The following is a 22,633-nucleotide window of genomic DNA, read 5'->3' on the forward strand; positions in this document are numbered from 1 at the left end:
TAAAAAAAACAGTATTCATAAAGGAGTATGTGATTACATTATGAACGAACTTGAACTCAAATACGGCTGTAACCCGAATCAGAAGCCGTCAAAAATATTTATGAAAAACGACGCTGAACTGCCGATTAAGGTGTTAAACGGCAAGCCGGGATATATCAATTTCCTCGACGCTTTCAACAGCTGGCAGCTTGTTAAAGAGCTTAAATCTGCAACAGGTCTTCCGGCAGCGGCTTCATTTAAGCACGTTAGTCCGGCGGGCGCAGCAGTTGCAACAGAGCTTTCCGACACACTCAAGAAAATCTATTTTGTGGACGATTTAAAGCTTTCTCCGCTTGCAAGCGCATACGCTAAGGCAAGAGGCGCAGACAGAATGAGCTCCTACGGCGACTGGGTTGCTCTTTCAGACGTTTGCGACGTTGAAACCGCTACACTTCTTAAAAGAGAGGTTTCAGACGGCATTATTGCTCCGGGTTACACAGATGAGGCTCTTGAAATTCTTAAGAGCAAGAAGAAGGGCAATTACCCTGTTGTTCAGATTGACCCAAATTATGTTCCTGCCGAGAAGGAGTATAAGGATGTGTTCGGCATTACCTTTGAGCAGGGCAGAAACGAGCTTAAAATTGACGATGAAATGCTTTCTAATATGGTAACTGAGAACAAGACATTTACCGAGGAGGCAAAGCGTGACCTCAAAATTGCGCTTATCACACTGAAATATACTCAGTCAAACTCTGTTTGCTATGCTAAGGACGGACAGGCTATCGGCGTTGGCGCAGGTCAGCAGTCGAGAATTCACTGCACACGTCTTGCAGGCAACAAGGCAGACATATGGTTCCTTCGTCAGCATCCGAAGGTATTGGGACTTCAGTTTGTTGATAATATCCGCAGACCTGACCGTGACAACACAATTGACGTTTATATCTCGGACGACCACGATGACGTTCTTGCAGACGGCGTATGGCAGCAGTTCTTTAAGGTTAAGCCTGAGGTTTTGACAAGAGAGGAAAAGAAGGAATGGCTTAAGAGCTTCAAGGGCGTTTCTGTCGGCAGTGACGCATTCTTCCCGTTCGGTGACAACATTGAAAGAGCAAAGCGCAGCGGTGTTGAGTTTATAGCGCAGCCGGGCGGCTCAATCAGAGATGATAATGTAATTGACACCTGCAACAAGTACGGCATGGCTATGTGCTTTACCGGAATCAGACTGTTCCACCATTGATAGGAGGCGCACAAATGAATGTTTTAATGATTGGCTCGGGCGGCAGAGAACACGCTCTTATAAAGGCGATACTTAAAAGCCCAAGACTTGAAAAGCTTTACTGTGCTCCGGGAAACGGCGGAATTTCAAGAGATGCCCTGTGTGTTGATATTCCCGTTATGGACAAGGTGAAAATGATTGAGTTTGCAAAGGAGAACAATATTGATTTAGCCTTTGTAGCTCCTGATGACCCGCTTGCAGACGGTATGGTTGACGCTTTTGAGGCGGCAGGCATACGTGCCTTTGGTCCTAACGCAAGGGCAGCTGTTATTGAGGCAAGCAAGGTTTTCTCAAAGAACCTTATGAAAAAGTACGGCATCCCAACTGCCGAATATGAGGTGTTTGACAATTCAAAGGATGCACTTGCATATGTTAAGGATAACAATATTGCGCCTGTTGTAGTCAAGGCAGACGGTCTTGCTCTTGGCAAGGGCGTAATAATTGCTCAGACGGTTGAAGAGGCTGAAAAGGCTATACTCACAATTATGGAGGACAAAAAGTTCGGTGAGTCGGGCAACAAGGTTGTTATCGAGGAATTTTTAACAGGACCTGAGGTTTCCGTGCTGTCATTTACAGACGGAAAGACAGTCAAGCCGATGGTTTCTTCAAAGGACCACAAAAGAGCGCTTGACGGTGATAAGGGTTTGAATACAGGCGGTATGGGCACAATAAGTCCGAACCCGTACTATACAGATGAGCTTGCTCAAAAATGTATGGAAACAATCTTCAAGCCGACAATTGCAGCTATGGAGAAGGAGGGCAGAGCCTTCAAGGGCTGCCTGTATTTCGGGCTTATGATGACTCCTAAGGGACCGAAGGTTATCGAGTATAACGCTCGTTTCGGCGACCCTGAGGCACAGGTTGTACTGCCGAGGCTCAAGACCGATATTCTTGATATTATTGACGCTGTTATTGACGAAAGGCTCGATGAAATTGACATTGAGTGGAGCGATGAATGTTCAGCCTGTGTTGTAATGGCAAGCGGCGGCTATCCTGAATCTTACAAAAAGGGCATAGAGATGTTCGGTATGGATGCAAACGGTCAGGTTGAGGGCGCAACGGTTTATCACGCCGGCACAAAATACAGCGACGGAAAATTCTACACAAACGGCGGCAGAGTGCTGGGTGTTACCGCAACGGGCAAAACGCTTGACGAAGCACTTGAAAAGGCGTATGAGGCTGTTGGAAAAATCAGCTTTGACGGTGCTCATTACAGAAAGGATATCGGCAGAACAAAGTGATTTTGCCGAAAGAGTTATAAAATATTATTGCATAACAAACGGCGGCTTCATTTGAAGCCGCCGCTTATGATTTATGTATGGTTTAAAGTGTTTCGATAATACCTGCAATTTTCTTCTGAACACAAATTGCGTCTGAAATTGACACTGTGCCGTCGCCGTTTACATCACCAAGACATTCCTGAAGCTCGGAAAATTTTGAGATACCTGCAATCCTTTTCTGCAGAGCAATCGCATCAGAAATACTTGTATTATTGTCAGTTGTGACATCGCCAAGGCTGTAACCGTTTATTGCTATTTCAAGGGAAATTTTGCCGTAAGCGAGCAAATCTGACAGTTCATCATTATTGGCATAAAGCTCTTGTATATCAGCTGAGACAGACGTTACACCTGCTTTTGTTACGTCGAAGTCAACGGATGAAAGCATTTTCTTTGTTGAAAGGTCATAGCCACTGCCGGCGTCCATTGTACTTGTAAGGAAGTTTCCTGCAGGCATATAAATTGGGTAAAGGCTTGGGAACCAGCTTCCGGTTGTGAATTCTGTACTAATGTTGCCTTCCTCTTTAACTCCATCAACAGCATCAGTGTATTTCAGAGTATCGGGGTCAAACTGCAAATGAGCCTGAACGCCGCAAATTTCCGAGGTTGGTGAGGACGAGTCGAGAGCAACATATATTTTTGTAGTTACAACCTGTCCATCCTTTGCACTGAATGACTTTGAGCATGTTGTAGAGTCAGTCGCTGATGCAGGAAAAATGCAGGAACAGCCAAGAGCTGCCGCTGCAACAGCCACAGCAATTATTTTCTTCATTTTCAATATAAACACCTCATTTTATTTTTTGTTGACGCACAAAGCTATCATCAATATTATACAATAAAATAAATATTTAATCAATACTTTTGAGCAGAAAAGAGAGTGGGTTTACATATTTTGTATTATGAAAACATATACGGCAATATTCTTATCGCCTTGATTTGCTTGACGATAAACCCTGATAGTAATATAATACATAGTTAAGAAAGAATACAAATTTGGCTTTGAACCCCAAAAACGAATATATGCGGTAATGCTGTCAGTTTAAGAAATACAGTTAAATTCGTGTGAGGGCAAAGTACACCGTTAACTTACAAAAAGGGCAAATATTTCACCTGCGGTAATGCAGATTTCACTTTGCCGCAGGCAAAATTTCATTGCAATGTTGTTAATTTGACGACATTGATATATGGGGGAAATATAATAATGACTGATTTTATAAAAAGAACATGGGCGGAAATAAATCTTGACGCAGTAATCCATAATTATAATGAGATAAGAAACAGAGCAAGCAAAAGCGCAATGCTGTGCTGCGTTATTAAGGCGGACGGTTACGGTCACGGAGCGGTGATGCTTGCATCGCTGTATGAAAAGCTGGGAGCTGATTGGTTTGCCGTTTCAAATATAGAGGAGGCAATGCAGCTGCGTTCATCAGGAATAACAAAGCCTGTTCTTATTCTGGGCTATACTCCTGTTGAGTGCGCCGGGACGCTCAGCTCAAACAATATCTCGCAGGCTGTTCATTCGCTTGAATATGCGCAAGCTCTTAACGAATGTGCAGAAAAAGCAGGAGTGAAAATAAAAATTCACCTGAAGCTCGACACAGGTATGAGCCGTATAGGTCTTTTATGCCAGTCAAGGGACGAGGATGACATAGCTGTTGCAGACGGGTTTAAAATTTGCTCGCTTCCGAACTTGGAAAGCGAGGGCGTGTTCACACATTTTGCTGTTGCAGATGAAGGTGAGGACGGCGAGGAATTTACAATTAATCAGTTTGATAATTTTATGTATACAGTTGGCAGACTTGAGCAGATGGGCGTTAAGTTCAAGATAAGGCACTGTGCCAACAGCGGAGCTATTGAGGATTATCCGGATATGCACCTTGATATGGTCAGAGCCGGAATTGTGCTGTATGGTCTTTCACCGTCCGGCAAGGTTAAAAATCCGCTTGATTTACAGTCGGTTATGGAGTTAAAGTCGGCGGTGTCGCACACGAAGCAAATTTTTCCGGGTATGACGGTAAGCTACGGCAGAACCTACACAGCCGGCAAAAATGAACGCCTTGCCACAATACCTGTCGGCTATGCTGACGGCTATGTTCGCTCTATTGCAAAGGACGGTTATGTTTTGCTGCACGGAAAGAGGGCGAAGATAAGAGGAAGAATATGTATGGATCAGACAATGGTTGATATTTCGGATATAGAAAATGTTAAAATCGGCGATGTTGCCACATTGTTCGGCAGGGAAGAAAATGCTCCGAGCGCAGACGATATTGCAAATTGGATAGGTACAATAAATTATGAAGTAACCTGTATAGTGGGAAAAAGAGTTGCACGTGTTTACCTTAAGGATAACGAGGTTGTTAGCACGCATACACTGCTTGACAGAGAAATGTGAGGACAAAAATGAAGCTTTTGGTGCTTGACGGAAACAGCATACTCAACAGGGCGTTTTACGGAATAAAGCTTTTGACAACAAAGGACGGAACATTCACCAACGCTGTTTACGGCTTTATGACAATGCTTATAAAGATAAAGGAAGATGTTCAGCCTGATGCGGTGGCGGTTGCCTTTGATTTGAAGGCTCCGACCTTTCGTCACAAAAAATATGACGGCTACAAGGCGAACCGCAAGCCAATGCCGGCAGAGCTTGCCTCACAGATGCCGATAATTAAGGAGCTTTTAATTAAGCTCGGTTATAAAACAGTAGAGTGTGAAGGCTTTGAAGCGGACGATATTCTCGGCACGCTTGCAAAGGCGTGCGAGGACAACGGCTGTGAATGTGTGCTTGCAACGGGGGATCGTGACAGCCTTCAGCTTGTGTCTGAAAGCGTAACGGTAAGGCTTGCCGCCACCAAAATGGGCAGACCCGATGTGCGTATTTATGATGAGGCGAAAATAGCCGAGGATTACGGCGTATCTCCAAAGCAGCTTATCGACATAAAGGCAATACAGGGCGACACATCCGACAATATTCCGGGCGTAAAGGGAATAGGCGAAAAGGGAGCCGGTGAGCTGATAAGAAAATTCGGCAGTCTTGACGGCGTTTATGAAAATATTGACAGTGCAGATATAAAGCCTGCAATGCGCAAAAAGCTTGAGCAGGACAGGGACAACGCATACCTGAGCCTTATGCTTGGCGAGATTGCAAAAAATGCACCGATTGATACCGAGCTTTCACACTATGTTCCGACAAACGGAGATAAACAGGCGGCAGCGGCTCTTATGGCAAGACTTGAGTTCTTCTCGCTTATTAAAAAGCTTGGACTCGACAAGGCTGTTTTGGAAAACTCCACTGATAACAACGTGCAACAGTGCAGTTTTAAGGTGGTCTGCGACACAGCCGAAAATATTATAAATATTCTGTCTAAGACGGAAAAATATGCAGTGGCGTATAACTCCGACGGTGAAGCTGCCGTTGCAGCCGACAGCACGGTTTATTTGCTTGATACTGCGGCTGACGATGATTTTTATCGCAGCCTGTTCTCTCTTGACAGCGGAGTAATTACTGACTCGGTGAAGCCGCTGTATAAAAAAGCGGCGGAGCTTGGGGTTGATATTAAGAAAACAGAGATGGATACATCACTTGCAGCTTATCTTTTAAATCCCTCGGCAGGCTCATATGACGCCCAACGTCTTATCGGAGAATACGGTGCACAGGCGCAGCTTGAAAGTGACAATGAGCTTGCAAGTAAGGCGGCAGGAATTCTGCTTTTGAGCGATATTCTGCTTGAAAAAATTAAGAGTAACGGGCAGGAAAGCCTGCTTTATGACATTGAAATTCCGCTTGCTGCTGTGCTTGCAAGAATGGAGCATTTCGGCTTTGCTGTTGACAGGCAGGGTATTGAGGAATACGGCAAAACGCTTGAACGCACAATTGACGAGCTGCAAAACTCAATCTATGACGATGTTGGCTACATCTTCAACATCAACTCCCCAAAGCAGCTCGGAACTGCTCTGTTTGAAAAGCTGATGCTGCCGATGGGCAAAAAGACAAAGACGGGCTACTCAACAAGCGCAGATGTGCTTGAGGGCTTGCGTCCGTATCACCCGTGTATTGATAAAATACTAAGCTACCGCACGCTTGCAAAGCTTAAGTCAACCTACTGTGACGGACTTTTAAAGGTAATATCAGATGACGGAAGAATTCACAGCAGCTTTAACCAGACGGAAACAAGAACAGGCAGAATAAGCTCTACCGAGCCAAATTTGCAGAATATACCCGTAAGAACACCGCAGGGCAGGGAGCTTAGAAAATTCTTTGTTGCAAAGGAAGGCTGTGTGCTTGTTGACGCAGACTATTCGCAAATTGAGCTTAGAGTTCTTGCTGACATAGCAAAGGATAAAAATATGATAGCGGCGTTTAACAACAATGAGGATATACACGCAATCACCGCCTCACAGGTTTTCAATATGCCGCTTGAAATGGTAAATTCACAGATGCGAAGCAGGGCGAAAGCTGTAAACTTCGGCATTGTTTACGGTATCGGTGCATTTTCGCTGTCGAAGGACATTGGCGTTACAAGAAAGGAAGCCGACCGGTATATTAAATCGTACCTTTCACATTACAGCGGAGTTGCCCGTTATATGGACAACGTAGTGGCTCAGGCAAAGGAGAAAGGGTATGTTCAGACAGTGTTTAACCGCCGCCGCTATCTGCCGGAGCTTAAGTCGAGCAATTTCAACACACGCTCTTTCGGTGAGAGAGTGGCAAGAAATATGCCGATACAGGGAACTGCCGCAGATGTAATCAAAATAGCTATGATAAGGGTTGACAAGCGGCTGCGAGAAGAAAATATGAGCGCACGCCTTATTTTGCAGGTGCACGATGAATTGATTGTAGAAGCACCGAATAACGAAGCAATGAAAGCGGCTATGATTTTACAGCAGGAAATGGAAAATGCAGTGAAGCTCAGCGTTCCGCTGACGGCTGATGCGTCTATGGGCAAAAGCTGGTATGACGCAAAGGGATAACGGCGAGAGGAGCGTATTCTATGGATAAAATAAAAAGCGTGTTGTTTGTCTGCACAGGTAACACCTGCCGCAGCCCTATGGCACAGGTTATATTCCAAAACCTTGCTTATAAGGAAAGACTTGACTGCAAGGCTTTGAGCGCAGGCGTTGCTGTTGGCAGCGAGGGCAGACCGGCAACGGCTGAGGCTATGCAGGCTGTTTTGAGGCTCGGACTTGATTTGTCGGAGCATAAAAGCACAAGTATTCGTTCTTTAAATGCAGATGAAATAGATTTGTTTGTTGCAATGACAATGGAGCACGCCAAGGTTCTGATGAATTTGGGCGCTGCGAAAAATAAGATTTACGTTATGAATATTCCCGACCCTTACGGTGGCTCGCAGGAGGTTTACAACAGCTGCTGCAGCGCAATAAAGGCAGAGGCAGAAAAGCTTGTGGAGCTTATAAAGGAAAACAATGGATAACATCATAGTATTTGAAAAAATGAATCAGAGCCACATCAGTGCGATAGCTGAGATTGAACGGCAGTGCTTTTCAAAGCCTTGGAGCGAAAATGCAATAGCCGCCGAGCTTTCAAACGAGAGTGCATATTTTTATGTGGCAAAAATAAACGGTAAGGCTGTCGGATATATCGGTATGCACTGTGCTGCCGACGAATGTTATATCGCAAACGTGGGTGTTCTTAAGGAATACAGACGTATGGGTATTGGCAGTGCTCTGGTAAAATATGCAGCGAATAAGGCAAGGAAAATGAATATGAGCTTTATCTCGCTTGAGGTTCGACCGTCAAACACAGTGGCGGTCAGAATATACGAGCGTTTCGGCTTTGACAGGGTAGGTTTGAGGAAAAACTTTTACTCCGAGCCGAAAGAGGACGGACTTATTATGACGTTATATTTTAAGGAGAACGGGATTCTTTAATGCTTTTTCGTTTGATGAATGTTTGATTTATGTCCGTAGGTGTCAATCTGTGTGTTGGCTGTGTTGGGCTTGAATTAAAACATATGGGCGCACATACAGGTACGCTCTTACTAACGTGCGAAAGGAAAAATAACAATGAAAATTCTTGCAATAGAAAGTTCCTGCGACGAAACCGCAGCGGCGATTGTTGAGGACGGAAGAAAAATTATATCCTCGGTGGTAGCCTCACAAGTTGAGGAACATAAGCTATACGGAGGCGTTGTACCCGAAATAGCCTCTCGCCGCCATTGTGAGGCTATTGTCGGCGTGGTTGATGAAGCCATGCTCAATGCCGGCTGTGGCTACGGAGATTTACAGGCAATAGCCGTTACATATGCACCTGGTCTTATCGGTGCCTTGCTTGTTGGTGTAAATTATGCAAAGGGTTTGTCGCTTGCAACGGGACTGCCCGTTGTGCCGGTGCATCATCTGCGCTCTCATATAGCTTCAAACTACCTTTGTCATGAGGATTTAAAACCGCCGTTTTTGTGTCTTGTTGTCAGCGGCGGTCACAGCCATATTGTTATGGTAGAGGACTACACGAAAATGAAAATAATCGGAAAAACCCGTGACGATGCCGCAGGAGAGGCGTTTGACAAAGCGGCAAGAACAATGGGAATGCCGTATCCGGGCGGTATTCACCTTGACAAGGTTGCTCAGCAGGGCAATGAAAAAGCCTTTAAGCTGCCGCACCCTGTTGTGCAGGGTGCTCCGTATGACTTTAGCTTCAGCGGACTTAAAACAGCAGTGATAAACCTTATACACAACGCATCTCAAAAGGGCGAGCAGCTGCCTGTTGCCGATTTGTCGGCTTCGTTCAGACGAGCGGTTGTTAATTGCCTTACCGATAATATATTCAGGGCGGCTAAGGATTTGGGCGTTAAAACTATTGTAACGGCAGGCGGTGTGTCGGCAAATTCACTCCTGCGTGATGAGATGAAAAAAGGCTGCGACAAGCGTGGAATAAAGCTCTATATGCCTGACAAAAGCCTGTGCGGCGACAATGCCGCTATGGTAGGCTCACAGGGTTATTATGAGTATTTAATCGGAAATACTGCGGATATGACGTTAAACGCATACGCCACAATGTCGATAGAAAAGGGATAATCACAGTTTGCAGAGGCTACCGCTTTGGTAGCTTCTTTTTACTTATATCTAAGTTTTTTTGTAATCATTACTTTTTGTATTATAGACATTCTTTATGTGAGATAAATACAAAATTTGCCGTTGCATTTTATCGTATTTATCAATAGCTATTTTATTAAATTTGTGTTACCCTTATGATAGGTATTGTGTATTGAGTATAGGACATACACAAGAGAGAATGAAATATCAAAAAGGAGTGTTTTTATGAAATCTTCTCACCTCAGAAACAAGATTGCGGCTGTGGGTTTGACGCTTGCAATGGCTGCTTCCTGCTTCTGCATCGCTCCGGCGGCATCTGCTGTTCAGACGGATGCTGTGTCCTCAAATGAGGCAAGCCATGGCGGCGACACATTTTCTTGGGATAATGCTTCGGTATATTTCCTGTTAACAGACCGTTTCTACAACGGGGACACATCAAACGACCATTCGTATAACAGAGGACTTGATAAAAACGGCAACGTTGTTAACCTTTCATCATCAGAGGCAAGAGCTACCTTCCACGGCGGTGACTTTGCCGGTATTACAAAGAAGATTGAAGAGGGCTACTTTGAAGATCTCGGCGTAAACGCTATCTGGCTGAGCGCTCCGTATGAGCAGGTTCACGGCTATGTTGTTGGCGACAACGCCAGCCCAAGCTTCCCGCACTACTCATACCACGGCTATTATGTTCTCGACTATACCGAGAGTGATAAGAACTTTGGTACAAAGGAAGAATTCCAGACTCTTGTTGATACTGCTCACGAGCACGGTATCAGAGTTGTTATGGATATAGTTATGAACCACTCCGGCTACAACTCTCTTTACGATATGAAGGAGTACGGCTACGGTACTGTAAAGAGCGGCTGGGAGAACTACTATTATGCACACAAGAACGTAAACAACGGTGACTACCACAGCTATATTGATTATGAAACTTCAACGGCTGACTGGGCTAAATGGTGGGGACCAAACTGGATTAGATCAGGTCTTCCCGGTTACACAGCAGGCGGCGGCGACAACTTAACAATGTCGCTTACAGGCCTGCCGGATTTCAAAACGGAGAGTACAGGCTCTGTTGGTATTCCAGCTGTTTTAAAAACAAAGTGGACTAAAGAGGGAACTTACAGTCAGAAGGCTGCCAAGTACGGCACATCAGGCACAGTATCTGATTATATTGTAAAATGGCTTTCAGAGTGGGTTGAAACCTACGGCGTTGACGGCTTCCGCTGCGACACTGCAAAGCACGTTGAATATGCTTCATGGGCAAAGCTTAAGGACGCTTGCGTTAAGGCTTTGAAAACTTGGAAAACTAAAAACCCGGATAAGGCTCTTGACAACCTCGATTTCTGGATGACCGGTGAGGTTTGGGATCACGGTGTTGACAAGGACGCATACTATACACAGGGTAAGTTTGACTCGCTCATCAACTTCTCAACTCAGGGCGGCGGCTTGCTTAATCAGAAGGATATCGGCGGAATTTATCAGAGTTATGCAAACAAGATTAATACAGACCCTGATTTCAATGTACTTTCTTATCTTTCATCTCACGACAGTGTTATGGCTTCGGGCGATATGATTCGCTTAGGCTCTGCTTTCAATCTCCTTCCGGGTGCTGTTCAGATTTACTACGGTGACGAATCGGGCAGAGGTCTTGTTTCAGGCATTCCGTTTGACGGTAACGGCGGTGCGGGCCACGCACTCAGAAGCGACATGAACTGGAACAGTATGAACGAGGCTACCCTTGCTCACTGGCAGAAGGTTGGTACATTCAGAAACAACCACATTGCAGTCGGCGGCGGCTCGAACACAGCTCTTACATCAACAGCAGGTACTGCATTTGCAAGAGTTTACAACAAGAACAACATTCTTGACAAGGTAGCATGCGTAATTGACGCAGGTTCAAACAAGGACGTTACAATCAACGTTTCTTCAATTTGGGAAGACGGTCAGGAGCTTATAAACACCTATAACGATTCATCAGCAACCGTTACAGGCGGCAAGGTAACCTTCAACAGCGGTGCTAACGGCACAATCCTCATTCAGGAGCCGGACGGCAAGCCTCTTATTAAACTTGAAGGAGACGCTCAGTTCAAGGGCACACAGACAATTACTCTTACAATCGACGGTGCTGAGTCTGCAAAGGTTTCAGTTGACGGCGGCAACAAGTTTGTTGTAAACAACGGCGGCACATTTACAATCGGCGATAAGGCTTATGGCGGTTCTTACGTTAAGGTTACAGCTCAGGCTACAAACGAAAAGGGCACATCAACAAAGGTTTCAACCTTCTACAAATTAAACGCAGACGGTTCAGGTCCTATTGTGCCTTCTAAGAACGCAATTATTCACGTTAAGCCGTATGATGCCAAAACAACAATTTACGCTTGGTATGGTTCTGACGGCGCTGAAACAAAGCCTCTTGGCGAGTGGCCGGGAACAAATGTTAAGTCAAGCGGCACACCCGACGCTAACGGCTATTACACCTTAAACCTCAAAACAACCGAGAACTTCAACTTCATTATAAACACAGGTTCGGGCGGACAGCAGACCGCTGACATTACAGGCAACTCAGGCGAAATCTGGGTTGATGTAACAGCTCCAACTGAGTACAAAATCAAGGAGCAGGAAGAGTCCGGCTTAGACGCACTCAAGACAGAGGCTACGGCTGTTAAGGTTCTTGCACCAAGCGAGTACACAGCAGCAAGCTGGAGCACAGTTTCAAGCGCATTGAGCGCAGCAGAGAATGTTATAGCTAAGGGTGAAAACGCAACAGAGGCTGAAATAGCAAATGCTCGCAAAAACTTAAGCACAGCTAAGGCAGGCTTGAAGCTTGTAGCTCCTGCTATCACAACAATGGCAGCAGGCGGAACAGTTATTGCAGGTAAAACAGCAACAGAGGCAGACGTAGTTGTAACAGTTGGCTCAACAGTATATAAGACAAAGGCTGACGATATTACAGGTGCATATTCTGTAAAGGTAGCAACACTCAAAAACTCTGACGCTGTTAAGGTAACAGCAACAAAGAACGGCGTTGCGTCTGAGGTAACATCTACAACTGTTGCAGGCGGTCCTATTATTGTAGGTGATCAGTACATTGTAGGCGACGTTAACGGCGACGGCAGCATTAAGCTTATGGACGCACTTATGGTTGCAAGACATAGTGTAAAACTTGAAACACTTACAGGTATTTCACTTGCAGCAGCAGATGCAGACGGCGACGGCAATGTCAATCTGAAGGATGCGCTTCTTATCCAGAAGTATGTTGCAAAGATGACAGTTACATCTAAAATCGGTCAGGTAAAAACCTATAAATAATATTCTTTCATAGACCTCTTTTTTCAAAGGGCGGCAGTCAGAGATGGCTGTCGCCCTTTAAGTTTTATAACAAAAAATTCGCCAAAAATTACATATAATATTTATCTGCTTGATTCACAAAATAATGTTGCGGAAGAAAAACAGAGGTTTTTCAAAAGCATAAGTCAAATGGTTAATAAATGCTTTGAATGAAAAAATAAAACTCATCAAAGCATTTGGCTTAACGGCTTTTCCGCATAATATAGTATAATAATAAAATGAAATTAAATTCTAAACAGAGGAGGAAAAAACAATGTCAAACAACAATAATCAGATTAATATTCCGGAAGCAAAGGAAGCTATGGAAAGATTCAAGATGGAGTGCGCAAGCGAAGTAGGCGTAAACCTCAAGCAGGGCTACAACGGCGACTTAACATCACGTCAGGCCGGTTCAGTCGGCGGACAGATGGTTAAAAAGATGATTGAGTCATACGAAAGAAATATGAAATAAAAAGCCCAAAATATAAAGGGACCGCATCGATTTGATGTGACCCCCGAAAGCTGGACTTAATATGAAAGCGTAGTAGTTTATCGACTGCTGCGCTTTTTGTTGTGCGAAATAAAATTTAAAATATTATTGTGGTTCGTTGTCAGGATTATCGCTGAGATTTCCGTACTTTTTCATTATGAAATACGAATATACGGCGTCAATAATTGTCATTACAGCAATCATTGCAAGCATAAAGAAAACCGCAGAATTTCCCTTGAAAAACAGCAGACATCCGACCGCAATAATTATTCCGTTGAGCATAAGCATTATACCGCCGAAAAGCTGGCACTTTTTCCATGTGACTTCGTTTTTCATAGTCCAAGCCGTTCTGAAGCCAAGTAGCGAATTCATTCTTGCTTTCGGCAAAATATTTCCGATTATAATAAACCCAACGCCGAACAAAGTAATAATAAGGCTTAATAAGTCAATCGGCAGGTCAGACATATCCGTAATTTGATTAACAAAGAGATATTCAAAGAATAGATTCATAGCATTAAAGATGATAAGCACAACAAGTCCGACGGTCAGCACAATTTTCTCGTTTTGCTTGTTGTTCTCATCAAACTTTCCGGCAAGCTTTGACACTAAAAGCATAAATAAACCGAAGCCGATTATACACGCCGGGAAAATCAGAGATTCATACTTGCTTCCCCACCTGTCTGCCGTCATTTCAGAGCCGTAGTGAGCCGGAATATTATCCGGCAGGAAGAAAAGCGATATACCGCAAACTGCAAGCGGCAAAAGCATAAAGATAATGTAAGTAATTCTTTTGGTTGTCATTTTTATTCTCCTCTCAGATTGCCGAGCCATAATATTGCCTCGTCAAGAACGGTCAGGTTCAGCTCGTAGTAAATAAAGTTTTTGTATTTGCTCTCATAAATCAGGTCTGCCTTTTTTAGCTTAGCAAGGTGATATGACAAAGCCTGTGGGGTCATTCCAACCTCCTGCGCCAAATCACCCGATGAGATTTTTCCATTTTTAAGGGTCTGCAAAATTTTCCGCCTGTTTTCATCTGAAATAGCGGCAAGAATTTCCTGTATAGCCAAGCAACACCCTCCAATCTGTTTATAATCTATTTAAAAATCTCTTTAAATAGATTATACTGTGTAATACGGTGACTGTCAAGAACTATTTAAAATTATTTTTAAATAGTTGCTCTAACCGCAAAAAGGCAACCGCTTAGCTGTTAAACGGTTGCCTTTATAGCTGTGCATTATTTAAGTCCTGCAACAGCGGTTACGTCGAGCCGCTGCGGTAATTTTAATCTTTAAAAAGCTTGTTCATCAGGCTGTTTATTTCCTTGTGGCGGGTTTCGGTTGATTTGCTGTCAAGCTTGATTGAAATAACACTGCCTTCCTTTGCTCCTTTTGGTACAAGCGGCAAGGGGAGATTAACAAAGGTGTTTTCATCAATTTCAACTACGGCGCAGCCTTCTTCAAATCTGTCAATTATAACGTCCATTTTCACATCTCCTTATTCAATCCAAAGTGTTTTACCGTCGCTTACAGCCGTAATGTCGCCAACATCCTTAGTCATCAGCACGTCAGCTCCGCTGTTTTTCCAACGGTTTATTATCTTCTTAACAGGCAGGTTGTATTCGTTTTCTTCGGCGACCGAAACAGCCGCATAGCTTGCGCCGACACGCTCAACAAAATCTGCGCTTGACGAGGTTTTGCTTCCGTGATGCCCTACCTTGACAAAATCTGCGCTTACATCAGCTGTTATTTCACTTTCGCTTTCCTTTTCTGCATCCCCCATAAACAGGAACTTTACTTCGCCGTAGGTAAGCTTAATTACAGATGAATAGTTGTTAAGGTCGGTGTAGCTGTCGCTGACGGGTGCGAGAATATCAATGCTGAGATTGTCCTCGCTTAGTATGCTCACGCCTGCCCTTGCTGTGTTTATTGACATACCCTTGTCATCAATCGCCGTCAAGAGCTGCTCAAACGTTCTTGTGTCGGTGCTTGCTCTGGGCATATAAATTTCGCCTATGTCAAAGGAGCCTATTATTTCGCTCATACCGCCTATGTGGTCGGCGTGAGGGTGAGTTGCAACAAGATAGTCAATTTTGTTGTATCCGCTTGAGCGTATGTATTCGGCAATATCATCACCGTACTCATACTCGCCTGCGTCAATCAGCATACAACGGTTATCGGTAAGCTCTATGAAAATTGAATCTCCCTGCCCAACGTCAAGCACGGTCACACGTATTTCACCGTTTGTCGGCTTAGATGGCTGCTCAATATTTATTGAGCAGGAGCAGAGGAAAACGGCGGAAAGCGCAAGAAGGAGGGAGCTTAGCTTTAATATAATTTTGTTATACTTCAAATTTATCACCTATTTAATTATACAGCCGTAAGGCTTGGTGGTCAATCCTTTAAGTGAATAGCAACAAAACAAATATAACATTTTATAATAAAATATACAAATTATCGAAAAAATATTGTGCTGCTGATTAAAGTGTTGTATAATAATCTAAAGCCTGATTGAATAGGCTGTTATAAATATGAGGTGAGACAAATGGCAAATTATTATGACGAAAAATTTGAAACCATGTCCCGTGACGAAATGGCGGCTGTTCAGTCTGAAAGGCTTGTCAGCATGGTGGAGCGCTGCTACAACAATGTTCCGCTTTACAAAAAGCGCTTTGATGAAGTAGGAATTCTTCCCGGCGACATAAAGTCGATTGAGGATGTTAAAAAGCTGCCCTTTACCACTAAAAACGATTTAAGAGATACATATCCGTTCGGAATGTTTGCTGTACCGAAGGAGGAGCTTATCAGAATTCACGCTTCGTCGGGTACAACAGGCAAGCAGACCGTTGTTGGTTATACAGCGCATGATATAGATGTATGGGCGCAGTCTTGTGCAAGAGCGCTTACATCAATAGGCGGAACAAAGTCAGACTATGTTCACGTTTCCTACGGCTACGGCCTTTTCACAGGCGGCTTAGGACTGCACTACGGCGCAGAAAAGCTTGGTGCTACGGCTATACCTGTTTCTTCCGGTAATACTAAAAGACAGGTTCAAATTTTGAAGGACTACGGCTCTGACATAATTTGCTGTACTCCGTCATATGCTATGTTTATTGGTGAAACCGTGCGTGAAATGGGCATTGACCCTAAAACCTTAAAGCTTAGGGCTGGTTACTTCGGCGCAGAGGCATGGACGGAAAATATGCGCCGTGAGATTGAGAAAATTCTTGATATTAAGGCTTACGACATTTACGGCCTTTCAGAGATTGCAGGACCGGGCGTTTCGTTTGAGTGTACAGAACAGACAGGTATGCACGTAAACGAGGATTGGTTCTACCCCGAAATCATCAACCCGGACACAGGCGAGGTCTTGCCGGACGGTCAGTACGGCGAGCTTGTGTTCACCTGTATAGGCAAGGAAGCTTTGCCGCTTGTAAGATACAGAACAAGGGATATAAGCTGTCTTTCAAGAAAGCCATGCTCCTGCGGAAGAACGCTTGTTAAAATGGCTAAGCCTAAGGGTAGAACAGACGATATGCTTATTATTAGAGGTATCAACGTATTCCCGTCACAGGTTGAGCATGTTCTTTTGTCGCTCAAGATGGACCCGAACTACCTCATTGTTGTTGACAGAGCAGGCAACCTCGACACAATGGAGGTTCAGGTTGAGATGGCTCCGGAAATGGTTTCTGATACCGTTAAGAACATCGAGGCACTGGAGCATACCATTGCTGCTGCTTTGCAGTCAACACTGAACATAAGCGCAAAGGTTCGGCTTGTTGAGCCGAAGAGCCTTCCACGTTCGGAGGGCAAGGCTATCAGAGTAATTGATAACCGAAAGATTTAAAATAAACGGAGGGTTTTTATAATGATTCAGCAAATTTCTGTTTTTCTTGAAAATAAAAAGGGCAGACTCGCATTCATAACAAAGGTACTTGCACAAGCCGGTGCGGATATTAGGGCAATGTCGGTTGCCGACACAAGCGATTTCGGAATTCTGCGACTTATCGTAGATGACCCGGAAAAGGCTATTGAAGCGATTAAAAATGAGGGAATGGCTGTTTCTCTTACAGAGGTTCTCGCTATCGGCGTTGAGGATACTCCGGGCGGACTTGCAAAGGCGACAAATGCGCTTTGGGACAGTGGCATAAGTGTTGAGTATGCATATGCTTTTATCAGCCAGAAGGACGGCACAGCGTTTGTGATTCTTCGTGTTGACGACAATGAAAAGGCTGTTGAGGTGCTTAAGGAGAATAATATAACCGTAATTGAGCAGGACGATATTCATAAGTAATCGGCGTGAATTAATACCGGTACTATGCGGCGCAGCTTAGTCTGCGCCGTTTTTATCCGCAAATTCTTGACTCAAAATGCAAAATGTACTAACATAGTATAATAATACTTATGTAAATAAGGAGGTGGGAGTATGTCGCTGGACGGTGCTTTTTTACACTTTGTAAAATGTGAGCTTGAGGAAAAGCTTGTTGGCTTGCGTGTTGAAAAGGTGTTTCAACCGAACCGTGACGAGATTATTGTCGCATTAAGAGGAATCAGCGGCGCATACAAGCTTCTTATGTCGGCAAGGGCAAATTCGCCGAGGGTGAATATAACGCAGTACCCGCCGGAAAATCCGCAGACTCCGCCTATGCTATGTATGCTTTTGAGAAAAAGGCTTACGGGCGCAAGGCTTAAGGAGATTACTCAGCATCAGCTTGAAAGGGTGATTCGCTTTACATTTGACGCAACGGACGAGCTTGGCGATAAGGTTGAGCTTTCGCTTATAGCTGAGATAATGGGAAAATACAGCAACGTGATTTTTGTTGACGGCAGCGGCAAGGTGATAGACGCACTTAAGCGGGTTGATATGACAATGTCGTCTCAAAGGCTTGTTCTGCCCGGAATTGAATATCAGTTACCTCCTCCGCAGGATAAGCTCAATCCGCTTGATACATCAGCTGACGCTATAATTGACAGAATAAAAAACAGCGGAAAAGCGCAGAAGCTAAACAAGGCGATACTCGGCACAGTTCAGGGCTTTTCGCCAATTGTGTGCCGTGAGCTTGAACATCTTACAGGCAGAGGAGCAGAGCTTGACAATATCAGTATGAGTTCAGAGCAATACAGCCGCCTTGAATTTTTTGTTAAGAGAACGGTGAGTGAAATTGGGGAGAACAAGGGCGTGCCTTGTATGGTGCAGGATTTAAACGGTAAGCCGCTTGACTTTTCATTTGTGAATATTCTGCAATACGGTACAGCGGCAAAGACCGTCCGTTTTGAAAGCTTCAGCGAGCTTTTAGACAGCTTCTACCTTGAGCGTGACAAGGCGGAGCGTATGAGGGTAAAGGGTCAGGGACTTTTAAAATACCTTACAAACATCACGGACCGCCTGACAAGAAAGATAAACACGCAGAAAGTAGAGCTTGCAAACAGTGAGGACAGAGAGCCGCTTAGGGTAAAGGGCGATTTGATACAGGCGAATTTGTACCGAATAGAAAAAGGAATGACTGAAATAGAGGTTGAAAACTTTTATGACGAAAGCCTTAAAACAATAAAAATCAAGCTGAATCCTGCTCTTACGGCGGGACAGAACGCTCAGAAATACTACAAGGACTACCGCAAGGCGAAGAATGCACAGCAGTATTTAACTGTTGAAATCGAGAAGGCACAGCAGGAGCTTGAGTATATTGATACGGTGTTTGACAGCCTTTCAAGAGCCGAAACAGAGCGTGAGCTTGCTGAAATAAAGCAGGAGCTTGTTGACGGCGGATATATCAAGAGAATTCGTTCAAAGCAAAAACTAAAGGGAACATTGCCGCCGATTGAATTTACGTCAAAAAGCGGTCTTAAAATATTGGTGGGCAGGAACAATGTTCAGAATGATAAACTGACGCTTAAAACGGCAAGAAATTACGATTTGTGGCTGCACACCAAAGACATACCCGGATCGCACGCTGTTATAGTGTCGCAGGGTGAAACGCCGGACGATGCTACCATACTATATGCCGCACAGCTTGCCGCATATCACAGCAGGGCAAAGGAAAGCAGTAAGGTGCCGGTGGATTACACGTTTATAAAGTATGTCAGCAAGCCGGTCGGAGCAAAGCCGGGAATGGTGATTTACAAAAACCAGAAAACCCTTTTTGTAAAGCCGTCTTTGGTTCAGGAGTGAGTGCCGTAGGCTGAAAAGCATAACGGATAATGAATATAGAATAATTGTTACTGCCGCAGCTTTGCCGCTCCTTGAATAAACACTTTCCGAAATGTGTAACAAATCCGCAATGTCATTATTATACATTCTCTATAAATTTTGCCGATTGGCTTAAAAAACTTAAATTATCACTTGAAAAAATGCTGTGAATGTGTTAAAATGACTGAGTTGTATCTATAAAATCAATATTTTGATATATTTTGCGAAAGGAAGTAAATTATGGGAGTTATAGAGTATGTTCTCGGCAGCATTCTTCTGCTGTTCTCAATTGCAATAATCATAGTAATTATTCTTCAGGAAGGTCATCAGCAGGGCTTAGGTGTTGTTACAGGCGGTGCGGATACATTCTTCTCAAAGAATAAGGCTCGTTCAATTGACGCATTCCTCTCACGCTGGACAAAGCTGTTTGCGTTGGTTTTTGTAGTCGTTGTTATTACGCTGAACGTAATTGCAAGATTTTTTTGATTGAGAATTAAATTTAAGCAAATAACAAGGATGCAGGGGGTTTCCCTTGCATCCTTTTTTGCGTAAAAAAGCCTGCTGAATTTTCAGCAGGCTTTAAGCTTATTAAGTTGTATTTTCATTTAACCCTCAAGTGTTCCTTGGCTTTGCGCCTTAAGGTAAGCGTTGATGAATCCGTCAATGTCGCCGTCCATAACGGCGTTTATGTTGCTCGATTCAAAGGCTGTTCGGTTGTCCTTTACAAGTGTGTACGGCATAAATACATATGAGCGAATCTGTGAGCCCCATGTGATTTCCTTTTGAACGCCCTTGATGTCCTCAATTTTGTCAAGATGCTCCCTCTCCTTGATTTCCATAAGCTTTGAGGCAAGCATTTTCATTGCAACATCACGGTTTTGATACTGACTTCTCTCAACCTGACAGGCAACAACAATACCAGTCGGAATATGTGTAAGACGGACGGCAGATGAGGTCTTGTTAACCTTCTGTCCGCCTGCACCACTTGCACGGTAAACGTCCATCTTTATGTCCTCCGGCTTGATGTCGATTTCAATATTGTCATCAATTTCGGGCATAACCTCAAGAGATGCAAACGATGTGTGACGTCTGCCTGAGGAGTCAAACGGCGATACTCTTACAAGGCGGTGAACGCCTGATTCGCTCTTTAAGTAGCCGTAAGCGTTTATGCCTTCAACAAGGATTGTAGCGCTTTTAAGACCTGCCTCCTCGCCGTCGAGGTAGTCGAGAGTTTTAACCTTAAAATTGTGCCGCTCTGCCCAGCGGTTATACATACGGTACAGCATTTCTGCCCAGTCCTGTGCCTCTGTGCCGCCGGAACCGGCATGGAAAGTTACGATGGCGTTTTTGGAGTCGTATTCGCCTGTGAGCAGGGTAGAAAGCCTTTGCTCTTCAAGTGAGCTTTTTATTTTTTCAACCTCCTGCTGAGCCTCCTCAAGGAGCGATAAATCCTCCTCTTCATTGGCAAGCTCAATCAAAGCCAATGCGTCTTCAAAGCCGGCCGCAAGATTGTTGTAGCCGTCAACCTTGCCCTTGAGCATACTTGTGCGCTGCAAAATTTTCTGTGAATTTTCCATATCGTCCCAGAACCCCGGTTCAGCCGCCCTATGCTCAAGCTGCTGAATTTCGGATTCCATCGCCTTAAGACCAAGTGCGTCCGCAAGGTCGTCAATGTCGGGCTTAAGTCTTTCCAAATCTAAGCGAAGCTCTTCAAACTGTATCAAAAATATCATCCTTTACTATTCACTTCTTCTTATTATAAATTATCCGAGAGAAAATGTAAAGTAATATCAGTATTTTCCTTGTGTTAAAGCCGTTTTGAGAGGGAGAATACTATAAGGGGCGGATATAACACAAGAGAAACGTAAGAGTGAAAGGGTGGTAACCGATGAGCAAGCCGGCTGTTAATAAAAGTGAAAGCAAGAGGGGAGAGCATATGCCGCCGCTTACCGAAACAATGTCGGGCGCAGAGCAGTATATTATGGATATTTCAAATCACGTTTCGCATCCGTCGGATGACAGCGTTGAGGAGATGAGATGGTGGAGCATTGAAAATAAAAAATAGCGTTAGTCCTTGTGCAGGTTAATTGTACCGCCGCTGTATGTTAGGGTCATTTTGTCGCCCTCAATGTCATAGTCGAATTCAAAGCTTTTTTTTAGGCGGTTGTCGGTAAGGCGGATTTTGTTGTCGTTAATGAAGCAGTCGCCGTAAAAGTTGGTTTTTGCGCCGCCCATTGACTGCACGTTAAAGCTTGCCTTTGAGCCGTCAAAGCTTAAGAATACCTTTGTGCTGTATTCTCCGTTTCCGCTCCAGGAGTTTATTCGCAGCTCGTCTGCCTTGTCTGTTACAGCACTCTGAGTGCAGGAGCAAAACAGCATAGTGATAATGAGCAGCGTTAAGAACAGAAAAAATGACCTCTTCATTTTTATCCCCCAAAAAGTTTTATATAGGGTATTTTATGAGGGTTGAAGTCTTCTTATACAGCGGCAGAAATAAATATTAAAAAAACTTGAAAAAAGTCTTGACTTTACGTTGTCTGTTTGCTATAATATCTATCGTTGACTGAGAAATGCGAGTGTGCTGGAATAGGCAGACAGGCACGTTTGAGGGGCGTGTGTTTCACGACGTATGGGTTCAAGTCCCATCACTCGCACCATAACAGGACACCAATTTTGATACAATGGGTATCATGATTGGTGTCCTTTTTTATTTTAAAATGCGTGTTTACTTTTTTAGGGGAGATGTTATAATTTGTAAGGTAGAGCGATAAATCGGTATTTGAAAGGGGTAAAACACAATGAGTAAATATAACTCTTTATGGGAATATGTGCAGGGTAAAAAAAGTCAATCTTTTAAGCTGACGTTTGAAGAAATACAACATATTGCAGGGATACCAATAGATCATTCCTTTCTAAAATACAAAAAGGAACTTACAGAATACGGATATCAAGTAGGAAAAATATCTATGAAAGAACAAACAGTTATTTTTGAAAAGATTGATTGATAGAGTCCTGTTTGTTAAGAAAAAGCAGCATACTTGCTCCTTT

General features: G+C 43.9%; 22 protein-coding genes and 1 tRNA gene. 16 read left to right on the forward strand and 7 right to left on the reverse strand.

Annotation, left to right across the window (positions count from 1 at the left end; genetic code table 11):
- Nucleotides 1–40: 40 nt before the first annotated feature.
- Together GMA13_RS06840 and purD are read left to right on the forward strand one after the other, a co-directional pair.
- Nucleotides 41–1,216 carry a phosphoribosylaminoimidazolecarboxamide formyltransferase gene (locus GMA13_RS06840; RefSeq protein ID WP_255883361.1) on the forward strand — a complete coding sequence of 392 codons (1,176 nt, stop codon included), beginning with the start codon at nt 41–43 and terminating at the stop codon, nt 1,214–1,216.
- Between the two features lie 14 nt (nt 1,217–1,230).
- Nucleotides 1,231–2,496, forward strand: coding sequence for a phosphoribosylamine--glycine ligase (gene purD / locus GMA13_RS06845; protein WP_255883362.1), 1,266 nt, complete (start codon nt 1,231–1,233; stop codon nt 2,494–2,496).
- 82 nt (nt 2,497–2,578) lie between these two features.
- Here the strand turns inward: purD and GMA13_RS06850 are convergent, their stop codons facing one another.
- On the reverse strand, nt 2,579–3,304 hold the full coding sequence (locus tag GMA13_RS06850; protein WP_255883363.1) for a dockerin type I domain-containing protein: 726 nt from the start codon (nt 3,302–3,304) through the stop codon (nt 2,579–2,581).
- A gap of 429 nt (nt 3,305–3,733) precedes the next feature.
- Between GMA13_RS06850 and alr the strand changes: the two genes are divergently transcribed.
- The 7 genes from alr to GMA13_RS06885 all read left to right on the forward strand — a co-directional run bounded on the left by alr (nt 3,734) and on the right by GMA13_RS06885 (nt 13,384).
- Nucleotides 3,734–4,924 carry an alanine racemase gene (alr, locus tag GMA13_RS06855; protein WP_255883364.1) on the forward strand — a complete coding sequence of 397 codons (1,191 nt, stop codon included), beginning with the start codon at nt 3,734–3,736 and terminating at the stop codon, nt 4,922–4,924.
- A gap of 8 nt (nt 4,925–4,932) precedes the next feature.
- A complete protein-coding gene (gene polA, locus GMA13_RS06860) occupies nt 4,933–7,500 on the forward strand; it encodes a DNA polymerase I (protein WP_255883365.1) in 2,568 nt (855 codons plus the stop codon).
- A 20-nt stretch (nt 7,501–7,520) separates the two neighbouring features.
- Nucleotides 7,521–7,961, forward strand: coding sequence for a hypothetical protein (locus GMA13_RS06865; RefSeq protein ID WP_255883366.1), 441 nt, complete (start codon nt 7,521–7,523; stop codon nt 7,959–7,961).
- A complete protein-coding gene (gene rimI, locus GMA13_RS06870; RefSeq protein WP_255883367.1) occupies nt 7,954–8,418 on the forward strand; it encodes a ribosomal protein S18-alanine N-acetyltransferase in 465 nt (154 codons plus the stop codon). Before GMA13_RS06865 ends, rimI begins: the two co-directional genes overlap by 8 nt.
- 135 nt (nt 8,419–8,553) lie before the next feature.
- Nucleotides 8,554–9,564 (forward strand): tRNA (adenosine(37)-N6)-threonylcarbamoyltransferase complex transferase subunit TsaD, encoded by a 1,011-nt coding sequence (gene tsaD, locus GMA13_RS06875; protein WP_255883368.1) that lies wholly within the window; start codon nt 8,554–8,556, stop codon nt 9,562–9,564.
- 243 nt (nt 9,565–9,807) lie between these two features.
- Nucleotides 9,808–12,894, forward strand: a complete 3,087-nt coding sequence (locus GMA13_RS06880) for an alpha-amylase family glycosyl hydrolase (protein ID WP_255883369.1) — start codon at nt 9,808–9,810, stop codon at nt 12,892–12,894.
- A 292-nt stretch (nt 12,895–13,186) separates the two neighbouring features.
- Nucleotides 13,187–13,384, forward strand: a complete 198-nt coding sequence (locus tag GMA13_RS06885) for an alpha/beta-type small acid-soluble spore protein (RefSeq protein ID WP_255883370.1) — start codon at nt 13,187–13,189, stop codon at nt 13,382–13,384.
- 123 nt (nt 13,385–13,507) lie between these two features.
- On the opposite strand, the gene GMA13_RS06890 is transcribed toward GMA13_RS06885, so the two are convergent.
- From GMA13_RS06890 to GMA13_RS06905, 4 genes are all read right to left on the reverse strand, one after another.
- Nucleotides 13,508–14,203: an SdpI family protein gene (locus GMA13_RS06890; RefSeq protein ID WP_255883371.1), complete on the reverse strand. Its 696-nt coding sequence runs from the start codon at nt 14,201–14,203 to the stop codon at nt 13,508–13,510.
- A 2-nt stretch (nt 14,204–14,205) separates the two neighbouring features.
- Nucleotides 14,206–14,469, reverse strand: a complete 264-nt coding sequence (locus tag GMA13_RS06895) for a metalloregulator ArsR/SmtB family transcription factor (RefSeq protein WP_255883372.1) — start codon at nt 14,467–14,469, stop codon at nt 14,206–14,208.
- 214 nt (nt 14,470–14,683) lie between these two features.
- Nucleotides 14,684–14,884: a DUF3006 domain-containing protein gene (locus tag GMA13_RS06900; protein ID WP_255883373.1), complete on the reverse strand. Its 201-nt coding sequence runs from the start codon at nt 14,882–14,884 to the stop codon at nt 14,684–14,686.
- 12 nt (nt 14,885–14,896) lie between these two features.
- On the reverse strand, nt 14,897–15,751 hold the full coding sequence (locus GMA13_RS06905; protein WP_255883374.1) for a ComEC/Rec2 family competence protein: 855 nt from the start codon (nt 15,749–15,751) through the stop codon (nt 14,897–14,899).
- A 192-nt stretch (nt 15,752–15,943) separates the two neighbouring features.
- Here GMA13_RS06905 and GMA13_RS06910 point away from each other — a divergent pair, with 192 nt between their 5' ends.
- From GMA13_RS06910 to secG, 4 genes are all read left to right on the forward strand, one after another.
- Nucleotides 15,944–17,245 carry a phenylacetate--CoA ligase family protein gene (locus GMA13_RS06910; RefSeq protein WP_255883375.1) on the forward strand — a complete coding sequence of 434 codons (1,302 nt, stop codon included), beginning with the start codon at nt 15,944–15,946 and terminating at the stop codon, nt 17,243–17,245.
- Nucleotides 17,246–17,266: 21 nt separating this feature from the next.
- Complete coding sequence (locus tag GMA13_RS06915; protein ID WP_305119713.1) at nt 17,267–17,692, forward strand: ACT domain-containing protein; 426 nt, start codon at nt 17,267–17,269, stop codon at nt 17,690–17,692.
- Nucleotides 17,693–17,824: 132 nt separating this feature from the next.
- Entirely contained in the window at nt 17,825–19,567 is a 1,743-nt protein-coding gene (locus GMA13_RS06920) for an NFACT family protein (RefSeq protein ID WP_255883376.1), read from the forward strand.
- Between the two features lie 258 nt (nt 19,568–19,825).
- Entirely contained in the window at nt 19,826–20,071 is a 246-nt protein-coding gene (secG, locus tag GMA13_RS06925) for a preprotein translocase subunit SecG (protein ID WP_255883377.1), read from the forward strand.
- Nucleotides 20,072–20,190: 119 nt separating this feature from the next.
- Here secG and prfB read toward each other — a convergent pair whose 3' ends face one another.
- Nucleotides 20,191–21,309, reverse strand: coding sequence for a peptide chain release factor 2 (gene prfB, locus GMA13_RS06930; protein WP_255910654.1), 1,119 nt, complete (start codon nt 21,307–21,309; stop codon nt 20,191–20,193).
- Nucleotides 21,310–21,473: 164 nt separating this feature from the next.
- On the opposite strand from prfB, the gene GMA13_RS06935 reads away from it, so the two are divergent.
- Nucleotides 21,474–21,650: a hypothetical protein gene (locus GMA13_RS06935; RefSeq protein ID WP_255883380.1), complete on the forward strand. Its 177-nt coding sequence runs from the start codon at nt 21,474–21,476 to the stop codon at nt 21,648–21,650.
- A gap of 2 nt (nt 21,651–21,652) precedes the next feature.
- Here the strand turns inward: GMA13_RS06935 and GMA13_RS06940 are convergent, their stop codons facing one another.
- Complete coding sequence (locus GMA13_RS06940) at nt 21,653–22,009, reverse strand: hypothetical protein (protein ID WP_255910658.1); 357 nt, start codon at nt 22,007–22,009, stop codon at nt 21,653–21,655.
- 148 nt (nt 22,010–22,157) lie between these two features.
- On the opposite strand from GMA13_RS06940, the gene GMA13_RS06945 reads away from it, so the two are divergent.
- A tRNA-Leu gene (locus GMA13_RS06945) sits at nt 22,158–22,242 on the forward strand.
- Between the two features lie 141 nt (nt 22,243–22,383).
- Nucleotides 22,384–22,590: a hypothetical protein gene (locus tag GMA13_RS06950; RefSeq protein WP_255883382.1), complete on the forward strand. Its 207-nt coding sequence runs from the start codon at nt 22,384–22,386 to the stop codon at nt 22,588–22,590.
- Nucleotides 22,591–22,633: the final 43 nt, after the last annotated feature.

The sequence above is a fragment of the Ruminococcus sp. zg-924 genome, from assembly GCF_024433635.1.
Taxonomy (GTDB): Bacteria; Bacillota; Clostridia; order Oscillospirales; family Acutalibacteraceae; genus UBA7067.